General features: G+C 58.1%; 16 protein-coding genes. 8 read left to right on the top strand and 8 right to left on the bottom strand.

Features of this window, described 5'->3' with window-relative positions:
- Positions 1-57: 57 nt before the first annotated feature.
- From ACR0NF_RS02065 to ACR0NF_RS02075, 3 genes are read left to right on the top strand one after another with little or no spacing between them, the layout of a single operon-like run.
- Entirely contained in the window at positions 58-831 is a 774-nt protein-coding gene (locus ACR0NF_RS02065; RefSeq protein WP_480657308.1) for a heme ABC transporter permease, read from the top strand.
- Positions 828-986, top strand: a complete 159-nt coding sequence (ccmD, locus tag ACR0NF_RS02070) for a heme exporter protein CcmD (protein ID WP_480469421.1) — start codon at positions 828-830, stop codon at positions 984-986. Before ACR0NF_RS02065 ends, ccmD begins: the two co-directional genes overlap by 4 nt.
- A complete protein-coding gene (locus tag ACR0NF_RS02075; RefSeq protein ID WP_480469422.1) occupies positions 979-1,521 on the top strand; it encodes a DsbE family thiol:disulfide interchange protein in 543 nt (180 codons plus the stop codon). Before ccmD ends, ACR0NF_RS02075 begins: the two co-directional genes overlap by 8 nt.
- On the opposite strand, the gene ACR0NF_RS02080 is transcribed toward ACR0NF_RS02075, so the two are convergent.
- The 3 genes from ACR0NF_RS02080 to acnA form a co-directional block, all read right to left on the bottom strand.
- On the bottom strand, positions 1,516-2,217 hold the full coding sequence (locus ACR0NF_RS02080; RefSeq protein WP_480777694.1) for an SDR family NAD(P)-dependent oxidoreductase: 702 nt from the start codon (positions 2,215-2,217) through the stop codon (positions 1,516-1,518). The genes ACR0NF_RS02075 and ACR0NF_RS02080 overlap by 6 nt on opposite strands.
- Before the next feature lie 127 nt (positions 2,218-2,344).
- Complete coding sequence (locus tag ACR0NF_RS02085; RefSeq protein WP_480469424.1) at positions 2,345-3,847, bottom strand: BCCT family transporter; 1,503 nt, start codon at positions 3,845-3,847, stop codon at positions 2,345-2,347.
- Between the two features lie 119 nt (positions 3,848-3,966).
- Positions 3,967-6,657, bottom strand: coding sequence for an aconitate hydratase AcnA (gene acnA, locus ACR0NF_RS02090; RefSeq protein WP_480666744.1), 2,691 nt, complete (start codon positions 6,655-6,657; stop codon positions 3,967-3,969).
- Positions 6,658-6,883: 226 nt separating this feature from the next.
- Between acnA and ACR0NF_RS02095 the strand changes: the two genes are divergently transcribed.
- Positions 6,884-7,585: a DUF1223 domain-containing protein gene (locus ACR0NF_RS02095; RefSeq protein WP_480469426.1), complete on the top strand. Its 702-nt coding sequence runs from the start codon at positions 6,884-6,886 to the stop codon at positions 7,583-7,585.
- Here ACR0NF_RS02095 and ACR0NF_RS02100 read toward each other — a convergent pair whose 3' ends face one another.
- The 5 genes from ACR0NF_RS02100 to purB all read right to left on the bottom strand — a co-directional run bounded on the left by ACR0NF_RS02100 (position 7,586) and on the right by purB (position 11,961).
- Positions 7,586-8,509, bottom strand: a complete 924-nt coding sequence (locus ACR0NF_RS02100) for a lysophospholipid acyltransferase family protein (protein WP_480777961.1) — start codon at positions 8,507-8,509, stop codon at positions 7,586-7,588.
- A gap of 72 nt (positions 8,510-8,581) precedes the next feature.
- A complete protein-coding gene (locus tag ACR0NF_RS02105; protein ID WP_480777695.1) occupies positions 8,582-9,676 on the bottom strand; it encodes a flagellar motor switch protein FliG in 1,095 nt (364 codons plus the stop codon).
- Positions 9,677-9,742: 66 nt separating this feature from the next.
- Positions 9,743-10,285 (bottom strand): tetratricopeptide repeat protein, encoded by a 543-nt coding sequence (locus ACR0NF_RS02110; RefSeq protein WP_480469428.1) that lies wholly within the window; start codon positions 10,283-10,285, stop codon positions 9,743-9,745.
- Positions 10,286-10,389: 104 nt separating this feature from the next.
- Positions 10,390-10,542: a chitin-binding domain-containing protein gene (locus ACR0NF_RS02115; RefSeq protein ID WP_480469429.1), complete on the bottom strand. Its 153-nt coding sequence runs from the start codon at positions 10,540-10,542 to the stop codon at positions 10,390-10,392.
- Positions 10,543-10,656: 114 nt separating this feature from the next.
- Positions 10,657-11,961, bottom strand: coding sequence for an adenylosuccinate lyase (purB, locus tag ACR0NF_RS02120; protein ID WP_480777696.1), 1,305 nt, complete (start codon positions 11,959-11,961; stop codon positions 10,657-10,659).
- Positions 11,962-12,049: 88 nt separating this feature from the next.
- Between purB and ACR0NF_RS02125 the strand changes: the two genes are divergently transcribed.
- The 4 genes from ACR0NF_RS02125 (at position 12,050) to ACR0NF_RS02140 (ending at position 14,161) form a co-directional block, all read left to right on the top strand.
- Entirely contained in the window at positions 12,050-12,382 is a 333-nt protein-coding gene (locus ACR0NF_RS02125) for a hypothetical protein (RefSeq protein ID WP_480666748.1), read from the top strand.
- Positions 12,379-12,801 carry a DUF6314 family protein gene (locus ACR0NF_RS02130; protein WP_480469432.1) on the top strand — a complete coding sequence of 141 codons (423 nt, stop codon included), beginning with the start codon at positions 12,379-12,381 and terminating at the stop codon, positions 12,799-12,801. The genes ACR0NF_RS02125 and ACR0NF_RS02130 overlap by 4 nt, the downstream gene beginning before the upstream one ends.
- A gap of 76 nt (positions 12,802-12,877) precedes the next feature.
- A complete protein-coding gene (locus tag ACR0NF_RS02135) occupies positions 12,878-13,465 on the top strand; it encodes a biotin transporter BioY (RefSeq protein WP_480666749.1) in 588 nt (195 codons plus the stop codon).
- A gap of 141 nt (positions 13,466-13,606) precedes the next feature.
- On the top strand, positions 13,607-14,161 hold the full coding sequence (locus tag ACR0NF_RS02140) for a hypothetical protein (RefSeq protein ID WP_480666750.1): 555 nt from the start codon (positions 13,607-13,609) through the stop codon (positions 14,159-14,161).
- The last annotated feature ends 5 nt before the right edge of the window (positions 14,162-14,166 follow it).

The raw sequence follows: 14,166 nt of genomic DNA on the forward strand, positions 1-14,166 counted from the left end.
ATCGATGATTGACCGAGGTCAATTGAGAACCATACCGACTTGGACTAGATAGGGCTCATGACAATCGCAGCCAAAGCCAACGCCCTCTGGGAATACGCCAATCCGCGCAAGTTTCTTGCAACGAGCGAGCGCATCCTGCCGTTCTTCTGGATAACCTCGGCTGTCTGCCTGGTCACTGGGCTGGTCTGGGGGTTCTTTTTCACACCGGATGACTACAAGCAGGGATCGACCGTCAAGATCATCTATCTGCATGTGCCCGCCGCGCTGATGGCAATCAACTGCTGGCTGATGATGTTGGCGACTTCGCTGGTCTGGCTGGTCCGTCGCCATCATGTAAGTGCTCTGGCCGCGCGTGCCGCCGCACCGATCGGCATCGTTATGACCCTGATCGCTCTGGCCACCGGCGCGATCTGGGGTCAGCCCATGTGGGGGACGTGGTGGGCCTGGGATCCGCGCCTGACTTCGTTCCTGATCCTGTTCCTGTTCTATCTTGGCTATGTTGCCTTGTGGGAAGCGATCGAGGATCCCGACACTGCCGCCGACCTGACCTCGGTCCTTTGCCTTGTGGGATCGGTCTTTGCGCTCCTCAGCCGCTACGCGGTGAACTTCTGGAATCAGGGGCTGCATCAGGGCGCCTCGGTCATGCGGGCCGGGGCGATTACCGGAACGGATACCGAAGAGAAGGTTAGCAATATCTACTTCTATCCGCTGCTGCTTTGCATCATCGGCTTCGTGCTGCTGTTCATCGCACTGGTCTTCTATCGCACGGGCACGGAAATCCGATCCCGTCGGACCAAGGCACTGCTGGCGCGGGAAAGGATTAACGGATGATCCCCGATCTTGGTAAATATGCCGACACAGTCTTGTGGTCCTATGTCGTGTCAATCGGGCTTCTGATCGCGTTGGTGGGTTTCAGCGTGGTCCGGGGCCGCAAGGTACGGGCCGAGATGGAAAAGGTCGAACAAAGGATGTCGCGCAATGGCTAAGATTTCGCCCCTGATGATCGCGCCTCCGCTGATTTTCGGAGCCTTCGCTGTACTCGCTGGCATCGGCATGTTCCGCGACGATCCCAACGCGCTGCCGTCAGCGCGCGAGGGCCAGCCCGCACCGCCCGTCGTGTTGACCGAGTTCGCGGGCAAACCGGGTTTCGATGACGCCACTCTGCGCGATGGTGAGGTCAAGCTGGTCAACTACTGGGCCAGCTGGTGTGCGCCCTGCCGCGTCGAACACCCCAACCTGCAGGCACTGTCGGACGAGGGCATTCCGGTCTACGGAATCAACTACAAAGACAAGCAGGACAATGCCGAGGCTTTTCTGACCGAACTGGGGGATCCCTATGCTGGGATCGGGCGGGATGAACAGGGCCGTATGGGGCTGGATTGGGGCGTCTACGGCGTGCCTGAAACCTATGTGATCGACGGTGAGGGCACGATCATCCTACGCTTTGCAGGGCCGATAACGCAGCGGGTGATCGATAGCACGATCCGTCCCGCGCTTGAGAAGGCGGCAGGCGGTTCATAACCGGTAACCTCCGGTCGCAGTCAGTACCTCTCCGGTGACGAAGGACGCGGCGTCGGAGGCCAGAAATCTGACCACTTTGGCGATATCTTCGGGCCTTCCAGCCCGACCTAAAGCCGTATCTTTGACGAATAACTCCGTCAGTTCCTCTGACCGGGGCGCTTCGGGAATGTTGATAGCTCCCGGAGCTACCGCATTCACGCGTATCCCTTGTGGCCCGAGCTCCTTGGCCATGGCGCGGGTCCACAAGTTCAGCGCGGCCTTGCTGGCCCCATAGGTCACCGCATCCCGCGGCGGCAGAACGGCGTTCATTGAAGAAATGCTGATGATCGAGGCATCGCGTTTCAGATGCGGCAGCGCGGCTGTCAGCAATGCAGCAGGGGCCAGCAGATTCAGATCCAGAATGGCGCGATGGTCTTCTGCCTGAAACTCCTCTTTCGGCGTAGATTTCACGAGACCGGCGTTGTTGACGATCACATCAAGCCGACCGAACTGCTCCATCACCTGAGCGATCACTTTCGCAGGTTGATCGGGCGCAGACAGATCGGACCGTATGGCCAGATTTTCCCCGCCCAAAAGCTCAGGTGCTGGTTTGCTTGACAGCCACGTAAAAGCAACACGGTGATCGCGGCTGAAATCCTCGACAATTGCACGCCCTATTCCGCGTGCGCCGCCTGTTATCAATGCAACTTTTTCCATCGTTGCAGAAAATCGTCATAGCGCCGAAGTTTCAATGACGAATATGCGCAGTTATTTGCGGATCAAAATCCAGATCATTGCACCGATGAATGCAAATGTGATCAGGTTCATCAGGGTATCTGTCAGATCACCGATCAGCATGGTTCTGGCCCTCCTCCCGTAACCCTCGGAACAGGCAGACCATCAGCAGGACTGAGATGAACACAAAGGGTAACGCTCCGAGTGAGATCAGGATTTTCACCGAATTCACCGACCCGGACAGGATCATCGCCACGCTCAACAGACCCAGCAATGCGCCCCAGATCAGGCGCACGCGCGGGGGTGGGTTTTCGTCCCCTTCGGTCGAGAATGTACCCAGAACAAAAGCCGCGCTTACGACGCTGGTCACGATGAACAGAAACGCTGCTGCTACGGTTGCCAGCGTCGTGATCAACGACAGGGGCAGACGGTCGAGCAGGGCGAAGGTCACCCGTTCAATGTTCGTTTGCGTGTAGGCCAACAGCTCTCCCGCGCCGTTGAGGGCCTCGAACAGGCCGATGCCGCCAAAGGCGCCAAACCAGAAGATCGAGAACAGCGTGGGTGCGAAAAGCACCCCGATCACGAATTCTCGTATGGTTCGACCGCGTGAGATCCGCGCAACGAACACGCCCACAAATGGCCCCCAGGCGATCCACCAGACCATGTAGGTAAGGGTCCAGTCGCTGAACCATTTGGCGACGTCATCGCCGAAGAATGTGAAGGTCTGAAAACCGCGTGGGATGACATTGGTGATGTAGTCGCCAAACCCCTGAACCACTGTATTCAGAAGGTATTCGGTCGGACCGAGGATCACCGTGTAGGAAACCAAACAGATTGCGATCAGCATGGCAGCATTGGACAAACGCGCCATGCCCTGACCCAGATCGATCAGCAACGCCGGGATATAGGCTGCGACCATGGCTAGAAAGACGAGGCCGATCAAAAGGGCTCCGACCGTTTCCTGACCGCCCAGAACCGCGATCCCGTCTGCCACCTGAAACACGCCCATTGCCATCGAGCCACCGACACCGATGGCAATGGCAACTATGGCCATGAAATCCGACAGCCACCCGACACGCTCGGCCCAGCGTTCACCGGGAAACAGGCTTTTGATCGGAGCGCTGACCATCATGCCCGTCCCGCGCCGAAAGCTGAAATAGGCGATAGTCAGCGCGGTCGAGCCGTAAATGGCCCATGCGTGCAGGCCCCAGTGGAAATTCGTTGCCAACATCGCCTGCTGCGCGGCGACATAGTCGGGGGCCATGCCCGAGATAAAATTGAAATGAGTCAGCGGCTCGGCGACCGCCCAGAACAGCAGACCAACGCCCATTCCGGCGGAAAACAGCATTGAAATCCATGTGGCGGTTGAGAATTCAGGCTCTTCATCATCTCGGCCGAGGCGGATCTTTCCATACGGAGAAAATGCCAGAACCAGGCACCCGATCAACATGCCCGAGGCGGCGAGCATCACAAACCAGCCGCGACTGTGGAAAGTTTGTTGCACGATACCATTGGCCCAGGTCACCAAACTCTGGATGTCGATGACACCCCAGATCCCGATCACAGCAATAACGCTGAGCGAGCAGATCAGCAGGGCGTTGGGTTTTTTCATGGCGGATGGCGTCCGTAGGTGACCTCTCTTCACAGTTTCAGATTTTTGAATTAATGGCCAGAAAACAAAAAACCCCCGACGCTAGGCCAGGGGTTCGGATTTGATATGACGCAGTTGCGTTACGATGCTTTTGCGAGGTTACGCAGCACGTACTGCAGCACGCCGCCGTTTTCGATGTACTCGATCTCGGGCGCGGTATCGATACGGCACTTCAGGGTGATCGTCTTCTCGGTGCCGTCGCCATAAACGATGGTGCAGGGAACTTCCTGCAGCGGCTCAACCGAGTCCAACCCGTGGATCGATACGGTCTCATCACCTTTCAAGCCCAGCGACTTGCGTGTGTCACCGCCAGTGAACTCGAACGGGATGACGCCCATGCCAACCAGGTTCGAGCGGTGGATACGCTCAAAGCTTTCGGCGATCACGGCCTTGACGCCCAGCAGCGCAGTGCCTTTGGCCGCCCAGTCACGCGAGGAACCTGCACCATACTGTTCGCCGCCAAAGACGACCAACGGAGTGCCTTGTTCCTGATAGGCCATCGACGCCTCATAGACCGAAGTCTGCGCGCCATCGGGGCCTTTGGTGTAGCCGCCTTCAACGCCGTCCAGCATCTCGTTCTTGACGCGGATATTGGCGAAGGTGCCGCGCATCATGATCTCGTGGTTGCCACGGCGCGAGCCATACGAGTTGAACTCCCGCGGTTGAACCTGACGATCTGTGAGATACTTACCGGCAGGTGTGGTCGTCGCGAACGAACCAGCGGGCGAGATGTGGTCAGTGGTGATCATGTCACCCAGGATCAGCAGAACCTTGGCACCCTCGATGTTCGAGATCGTGCCCGGTTCGGCCCCCATGCCCTGGAAATAGGGTGGGTTCTGAATGTAGGTCGATGTTGCAGGCCAGTCATAGGTCTCCTGCTGCGGAACATCGACACCCTGCCATTTCTCGTCACCTTTGAAGACGTCGGCATATTTCGACTGGAATGCCTCGCGGGTCACGGTCTGTTCGACCAGCTCGGCAACTTCCTGCGCTGTCGGCCAGATGTCTTTCATGTAGACATCGTTGCCGTCCTTGTCCTGACCGATCGGTTCCGAAGTCAGGTCAATATCCAGCGTACCGGCCAGCGCATAGACCACGACCAGCGGCGGCGAGGCCAGATAGTTGGCGCGCACATCCGGCGAGATGCGGCCTTCGAAATTCCGGTTGCCCGACAGAACAGAAGTGGCAACCAGATCGCCTTCGGCAATCGCTTCCGAGATCTCTTGCTGGATCGGACCCGAGTTACCGATACAGGTGGTGCAGCCATAACCCACGAGGTTGAAGCCGATCTTGTCCAGATCTTCCTGCAGATCCGCCGCCTCAAGATAGGCAGACACAACCTGCGATCCCGGTGCCAGCGAGGTTTTGACCCAAGGCTTGCGGTTCAGACCCAAAGCGGCGGCTTTGCGCGCCACCAGACCCGCGCCGATCATCACATAGGGGTTCGATGTGTTGGTGCACGAGGTGATCGAAGCGATTACGACCTTGCCCGATTCCATTGTGTAGTCTTCGCCTTTGACGGCGACTTCTTTGCCCATGGGACGCTTGAAAGTCTCTTCCATTTCCTTGGTGAAAGCGGCCTTGGCGTCGGTCAGCGCAACATAGTCCTGCGGGCGTTTCGGGCCCGAGATCGCAGGGACAATGGTACCCATGTCCAGCGACAGGGTGTCGGTGTAGATCGGTGCATAGTCCGCGCCGCGCCAGAAGCCGTTCTCTTTCGCATAGGCTTCGACCAACGCGATACGGTCTTCATCACGACCGGTGTTGCGCAGGTAACGCAGCGTTTCGTTGTCGATCGGGAAGAAACCACAGGTCGCGCCATATTCCGGGGCCATGTTGGCAATGGTCGCACGGTCGGCCAGCGGCAGACGGTCCAGACCTTCGCCGTAGAATTCGACGAATTTACCGACCACGCCCTTTTCGCGCAGCATCTCGACGACCTTCAACACGAGATCTGTGCCGGTGGTGCCTTCGACCATCGCGCCAGTCAGCTCAAAACCAATAACTTCCGGGATCAGCATCGAGATCGGCTGACCAAGCATCGCCGCCTCGGCCTCGATCCCGCCGACGCCCCAACCCAGAACGGCCATGCCGTTAACCATGGTGGTGTGGCTGTCGGTGCCGACCAGCGTATCGGGGTAGGCGACCTCTTCACCGCTCTGGTCGGTGTCGGTCCAGACGGTCTGGGCCAGATATTCCAGGTTCACCTGGTGGCAGATACCGGTGCCGGGGGGCACAACGCGGAAGTTGTTGAACGCGTTCTGGCCCCATTTCAGGAACTGGTAGCGTTCCATGTTGCGCTCATATTCGCGGTCCACATTCATCTGGAATGCGCGCGGGTTGCCGAACTCGTCGATCATGACCGAGTGGTCGATGACCAGATCAACTGGGTTCAGCGGGTTGATTTTCTGCGCGTCGCCGCCCAGACCCTTGATGCCGTCGCGCATCGCGGCCAAATCGACCACGGCAGGCACGCCGGTAAAATCCTGCATCAGAACGCGGGCAGGGCGGTATGCAATCTCGCGCGGGTTTTTACCGCCATTCGCGCCCCATTCGCCGAAGGCTTTGATATCGTCGACCGAGACCGAAAAACCGTCATCCTCGAACCGCAGCATGTTCTCCAGCACCACTTTCAGCGCGGCCGGAAGTTTCGAGAAATCGCCCAGACCGGCCTCTTGCGCGGCGGGGATCGAGTAATAGGAAATGGACTTGCCATTCACGCTCAGGCTGCGGCGTGTCTTGGCGGTATCCTGTCCGACTTTGATGGGCATCTTATGGCCTCCCTCTCAAATGACGTGGAATATGGGATTCGCTGAGGGGTATCTGCATGACGTTTGCTTTCGGTTCAAGGTCCAACAGGCCACCTGCGGCAATTTTTGTATACCATTGCACACATTTTCGCGAAATTTTGCCAAAATAGTCTCAAGAAACCTTGATTGGTGGTTCAGGTGATTCCGGTTTAGACCTTTAATAAGACTACTCAGACCGAGAGATTTCATGCTCAGAACAGCCGCCCTGACCGCGATTGCCTCATTCTTCCTTACGACCGCAGCCGTGGCGGAAGCCGATCCGGTGGTGGTTGAGTTGTTTACGTCGCAGGGCTGCTCTTCCTGCCCGCCGGCGGATCGGATCATGCAGGAACTGGCGCAGCGCGATGACGTCATCGGGCTGGCCTTGCATGTGGATTATTGGGATTACATCGGCTGGAAAGACGAATATGCCAGCCCCGCGCATACGGAACGTCAGCGGGCTTACGCGCGTGAGGGCGGGCGAACCATGATCTATACACCGCAGATGGTGGTGAATGGACAGCAGGATGTTGTGGGTGCCAAAGCAGGTGAGTTGAATCGTTTGATCAACGCCCACCTGACGGCGGCGCCCGAGGCTGAAGTGAGCGCGACACGTACAGGCGAAGATGTGGTGGTGGACGTTACCCCGGTCGAGCTTCCCGCTGGCCAGACCTATGAGGTGCGCGTCGTGCAGTATTCTCCGATGCGCCATGCCTCGATCCGGCGCGGTGAGCTGGCAGGGTATGAACTGGACTACGCCAATGTGGTGGAAAACTGGCAGATCGCCGGGCACTGGGATGGCGTGGCACCGCAGGAATTCAAGGTGTCGCTCGCATCTGACTTGCCTGCGGTCGTGTTGATCCAACGCGCGGGTCATGGGCCAATCGTCGCTGCAACGCGTGTGAAGTGATCAGGGCATATCCTGAGGTTGCACCCCAAGTTTCTTCCACGCCTTCCAGCGGCGGTGAATCCAGAACCATTGCCCCATGTGCTGCCGCACCATCGCTTCCAGGTCATCATTGGTAAACTGGGTCATGGTCTTGGGATCGGTATGGGGCACCGGATCGTGCAACACGATCTCAAAATCAATGCCATTGGGTTGGCGCACCGCATAGCAGGGGATCAGCACCGCCTTGTATTTGATCGCCAACTCAGCATTCAGGACCGAAGTCACGGCGGGTTTGCCAAAGAAAGTCAGCTCTTCACCGCCATGGGCATGGAGGTCTGACACAATCGCGATGATGCCGCCTTTCTTCAGCGAGCGGACCATCTCGACCATGCCGCGACGGCCTTGTTCGAACATGGGCGCGCCAGTCTGATAGAAAGCATCCACATACATCTCGTTGAAATAGGGGTTGGCCATGCGGCGATAGAGGCAGCCGATCGGCTGGCCGCTGCGCGCTTGCAGTGCGACACGTGCCGCTAGGTAATGCCCGAAATGCGCGGTGATCATCATCACTGGACGCCCTTCGACAACGGCCTTGTCAAAAGCCTCGACACCCGGCCCCGAGATCTTGGCCTTGCTTTGACGGTCGATGAAACCATCGGCCGAGAAATGCTCCATGATCGCCCGCCCGGCATTGTCAGGCACCGCCCGGCAGATGCGTTTGACCTCATCCTCGGGCAGTTCAGGGCAGGTGAGTTTCAGGTTGCGCCGCACACGTGTGCGGAAGCCCACCAAGGGTGCAAGCCAGCTGGTCAAGGACCCCATCGCGCCAATGCGCCGTTCATAGGGCAGCATACGCATGCCGCCGATCACCCCTTTCAGGAACAGGTTGGCGACATAGTATTTTCCAAGCTCAAATCGGCTCAGTTCCGACTTTTCGACGGGCATGGGGAAGGGCACCTGGGCGTTGTGAATTGCGCGATCAGACATACAGGCCTCGTTCTTTGATCACAAGTGGGGCTAGGCGTCCTCCTCCTCAGTCTCGATCTGAATAATGGTACCTTCGTCCAGTAAGGCGCGGATGGCGGCAACGATCTGTGTCATCGACTCTTCCGCTTCGGCTTGTTTGACCTTGCCGCGATCTGCCATCTCTTCGCGCAGATTGTCGGCCATTCGAGAAGATATGTTGGACAGGATAAACTCAACCGCCGCCGCGTCGTCTTCGGTGCTTGCGCCTGCAAAGGCGGTCACAAGGACGGGCTGTTCCACCGTGCGTAGGATTGCGGGTATATCGCGCGGCTGAATACGCTTGGGAATATGAGCAAATATGAAGATCGATTGCCGGACTACACTGGCAAAATCTGCATCCTCTTCGTCCAGCGCCGACAGCAAGCCGTCGCGTGTGGACGCCGCCGACTGATTGAGGATCGCGCCAACCCGCGCGCCGGGACCATCGCGAAAGGCTGGGGTGGGGCGCTGGTCCAGTTGCGCGGCCAGAGACCACCCGATGCGTTCCACCGCTTCCGGCGTCACGTTCGCGGTTTTTGAAACCGCATATGTGATCCGGCGTGCCGTTGGGCCGGGCAGGTGACCGAGGATCTGTGCTGCCGTCGCGGTTTCAAGCTTTGATAGCATCACTGCTGCCACTTCGGTGCTTTCCGCCTTGGCCATTTCGGCCAGCTCTTCCGGGGGCACCTCGCGCAAGCGTTGCCATGGATCGCCAACCTGTCGCACTCCGGCCACTTTGCGGAGCCGCGCGGCGGTTGCCGGGGCAATCTTGCCATTCACCGCGTCCAAAGCCCCGGCCAATCCATGCGGAAAGGACAGGCCAACGCCATCCAGCGCATCCACGAATTCCTGCGCAACGGCGGCCAGTGTTACTCGATCAACAAGGCACATCTGCCCCAATTGATGGGTCAGTTTCTCCTGCAATGGATCGGGTAGTTCTTCAAGCGGGATGTCGGCACCTTCGTTCAGGAGCAACCGAACCACAACCGCCGCTTTTTCCCGGTTGCTGAGCTGGCGGGGCACGATCCGATCTGCCCCATCATCCTGATCGGAGAGCGTGGGTTGAGCACCCGGTGCCCTTTGTACCAATGCGTGTGTGTCCTGCATCTGCCTGCAATGCCAAGTTCGCGTTGCAGGCAGAATAAGGAGAGTCGGGTAAAGAAACCCTGAAGCTTAGTAGCTGTAGGTCAGCCCGGTGCGAATGGCTTCGCGCAAGGAGGCTTCGGCCCAGGTGCCTTCACCGCCGCGTGCCTTGATCTCGCGCCATTGTGCAATGGCCAGCTCGGTCTTGCCTTCGGCGACAAAGCCCTGAGCCATGTAGCTGCGGGCCAGGATGTTGTCGGGGTTAGCATCGATGGCCTTCTGATAGAAGGCATTGGCCAGTTCCAATTCACCCATCTTGCGGTAGGTAAATCCCCAATAGGTCTGAACCCGGTCATCCTCCTGATCCATGATGCGGAGAATGCCCTGAGCGTTTTCATATTGCCCGTCATAGGCCAACTCGCGCACCGCATCATACAATTGATCTTCGGTAAAGTTGGTTCTGTTGGGTTTTACACAACGTCCAGCCGCCTCGTCATATACGCGGCCAAACAGGCATTTCTTGGTGGTGTTGGTCGGTTTGGGAGGGCTGCTGTCACCGCCGCCTGCGGCGTGAACCATGGGGGCAAAGGCAAATGCCTGAAATGCAATTGCGGATGCAAGGACTAAGCGCATAATTTGTCTCCGTTCTCGGGGCTGCTTCTTGAAATCATAGTGCGTTCTTCAGAAAAGCTAACACCGGACGGGTCGCATTTATTCACAAACAGGAAAGAACGTCTTCAGCTGTTCACGATTTTTGTGCAGCTTTGCGCTTCCTGATCCCAGACCGAGCCTTCGGCGCAGGATTGGGTTTGTTTGGTAGAGTTACTGCATGCAATGCCAGCAGAGGCCAAGCAAACAAGGGCGATGGTGCAAAGAGCGGTTCGGATCATGATCTGTCCCTTTCGCAGAGATTATCACCGTATCATAACCGATTTTCGTGCATTCGTAAAAAGGCCCGACCTGCGTTTGAGCAGGCCGGGCCATATTTTCGGGGTTTTGCGCGTTTATTCGCCGAAGACCCGTTCAAAAATCGTGTCGACATGCTTGGTGTGATAGCCGAGGTCGAATTTCTCTTCGATTTCCTCGGGGCTCAGCGCGGCGGTGACATCGGGGTCAGCCAGCAATTCTTCTTTGAAATCGGTGCGATGTTCCCAAACCTTCAGCGCGTTGCGCTGAACCATGGCATAGGCGTCTTCCCGGCTGACCCCCGCCTGTGTCAGCGCCAGCAGGACCCGTTGGCTCATCACAAGACCGGGGAACTTGTTCATGTTCTCCAGCATGTTCTCGGGGAAGATCAGCATCTTGTCGATCACGCCGGTCAAGCGCGCCAGCGCAAAATCCAGCGTAATCGTAGAGTCCGGCCCGATCATCCGTTCGACCGACGAATGCGAGATATCGCGTTCGTGCCAGAGCGCCACGTTCTCCATCGCCGGGATCACGGCCGCACGCACCATACGCGCGAGGCCGGTCAGGTTCTCGGTCAGTACCGGATTTTTCTTGTGTGGCATGGCTGACGAGCCTTTTTGGCCCATCGAGAAGAATTCCGCCCCTTCCAGCACCTCGGTCCGCTGCATGTGGCGGATTTCGATGGCGATGTTTTCGATGCTGCTGGCGATCACGCCCAGAGTGGCAAAGAACGCCGCGTGGCGGTCGCGTGGGATGACCTGCGTGCTGATCGGCTCGGGGACCAGCCCCAACTTGTCGCAGACATGCTCTTCGACGTGCGGATCGATATTTGCGAAGGTGCCAACTGCGCCGCTGATCGCTCCGGTGGCGATTTCAGCGCGGGCATCGCGCATGCGCGACAGGTTGCGGTCCATCTCGGCATAGAAACGGGCAAAGGTCAGGCCCATCGTGGTCGGCTCGGCGTGGATGCCGTGGCTGCGGCCAATACGGACGGTGTTCTTATGTTCGATGGCGCGACGCTTGAGAGCAGCCAGTAGACCTTCGAGATCGGTAATCAGGATGTCCGCAGCGCGGGTCAGCTGCACGTTAAAGCAGGTGTCTAGAACGTCCGAACTGGTCATGCCCTGATGCACAAAACGGGCTTCTTCACTGCCCACATGCTCGGCCAGATGGGTCAGGAAAGCGATGACATCGTGTTTGGTGACGGCCTCGATCTCGTCGATGCGGGCGACGTCAAATTCCACGTCCTTGGCTTTCCACACCGCCTCGGCGTTTTCGCGCGGGATCACGCCCAGTTCGGCCATAGCATCGCAGGCATGGGCCTCGATCTCATACCAGATGCGGAATTTGGCCTCGGGCGACCAGATAGCGACCATGTCAGGGCGGGAATAGCGGGGAATCATTGGCGACAGCACCTTTTTGTGATTGGGATGAGGCGTTGGCGCGGGGTTTAGCCGCGTGCGCACGAGGGAACAAGATGCGAGTGCCGGGATGAGACGGTTTGCCCTGATTTTGTTGCTCTGGCCGGGTATATTGGCGGCGGAAGAGTTTCGCGCGCTCACGGGCGATGAGATATTGCGGGCGTTGACTGACAGAAAGCTCGAGTATGGCGCAGGTATCTGGCAAATCTTCGAGGGCTCTATGCAAACCCGGTATTTCTCGGGTCGTCCCAGTCTGGGGCGCTGGGCTGTGCGTGGGGATCAATATTGTTCGATCTGGCCACCATCCGAGCTTTGGGCCTGTTATGACGTCCACCAACGCGGCGATACGATCCGGTTTGTCGACAAATCGGGCGGGATAACCGATGGAACCTATATCGAATGACCTTGCCTGCATCTCTTTCTGACTTCGAAGGACGCTGGAGCCTTGATCGGCTGATCCGGGACGACCGGGCAGGGCAACTGGTTCACGCCGATGGAAACGCCGTTTTTCGGCGCGAAGGGGGTGCATTGCTTTACGATGAGACCGTCACGCTGCGCATTCCTGACCAACCTGAAATGACAGGCACGCGCCGTTACCTGTGGCGCGAAGCAGGCGACCAGATAGCGGTCCATTTCGATGATGATCGCTATTTTCATGCTCTGAAACTGGGGCAGGACCGGGCCGAGGACCACCACGATTGCCCGCCCGACAGCTATGATGCATTATATGATTTCTCAGGGTGGCCGCACTGGAAAGTTCGTTGGAGCGTGTCCGGACCGCGAAAATCCTATGAAATGGAGACCAAATATACGCGGCGATAGCGTAATCATCTTGCAGTACAGGCCCGGAATCTGCATTGCTGCATGCGCAAAGAGATCCGCAAGTGGAGAGAACAAAATGAATGCGAACGTATTGGCCAATGCGATTGGCCCGCGCGAGGGGACAGCGCTGCGCGTCAAACAGGTTGTACTGGTTGCTCTGGGCATCGTTGCTCTGGCGGTCGCTGCAAAGGTCAAAGTACCGATGTGGCCGGTTCCGATCACCATGGGCACCTTTGCCGTGCTGACCATCGGCACCGCTTATGGCGCGCGCCTGGGCCTGATCACCATGCTGGGTTACCTGCTGGTTGGCGCGCTGGGCTTTGATGTGTTCGCCGGTTCGTCGGCCGAGAAATTCGGTCTGACATACATGATGGGCGGCACGGGCGGCTATCTGGTCGGTTATGTTCTGGCGACATTGGCTTTGGGTGCTCTGGCCGCGCGTGGCTGGGACCGTTCGGTTGGTAAGCTGGCGCTGGCACTGGTTCTGGCGAACGTGCTGATCTATGTGCCCGGCTTGCTGTGGCTGGGTCAGCTTTATGGCTGGGACAAGCCAATCCTGGAATGGGGCCTCACACCCTTCCTGCTGGGTGACGCGATCAAGCTGGCTCTGGCCGCACTGTTGATCCCGGCTGTTTGGAAACTGGTCGGCGACGCCCGCACCTGATCCTACGCCTTTTGCTAAGATCCAAACCCGCGTCCGAGTGCTTCGGATGCGGGTTTTTTATTGCGGCGACAACGTCATGCTGGACAAGAGCGGGCAGGGCGGGTCAATCTGAGCCTTGAGAAATCATTAGGCTATTGAGATATGCGTATTCGACTAAAGTCAGCGCTCGCGCTGTGTGGCGCATTGTGGTTCGCAGGCGCTGCACTGGCTGAAACTCCGGTAACATATACTGATGATGGGCGAGCACTATTCCGCTTTAATGTACCCGATTTCTGGGCCGTTCGAACCGGTGGTCCGCGCGAGATCGAAGACACCGAACTGGGTGATGCCCGTGCCGTTGCACGGGTTATGGGGATCAAGCCGGTCACGGATGATAACGTCTGGATGGGCTTCGTCTCACCCGCCGGAGTATCCGATATTCAGGGTGGCATCCGCTATCTGGACGATATCGACAAGTTTCTGGTCAACGACCCAACGGTTACCAGCACCAGCGATACTCGTATAGGCGGGCTTGCTGCTCGGGTGATCCGGGGCTCTGGTTCGCGTGAGGGACGCGGAGTGAATTTCACCGCGACAATCATTGATCTGCCGCAGGGCCGTGTCGCAGTAGCGGTGGCGATCCTGCGCGATGGGGCCGATCCGGCTTATGTGGACGACCTAAACGACATCTTCTCGTCCTTCCGGTCATTGCAGTGACGGAG

This window comes from Ruegeria sp. CF4 (assembly GCF_056537345.1).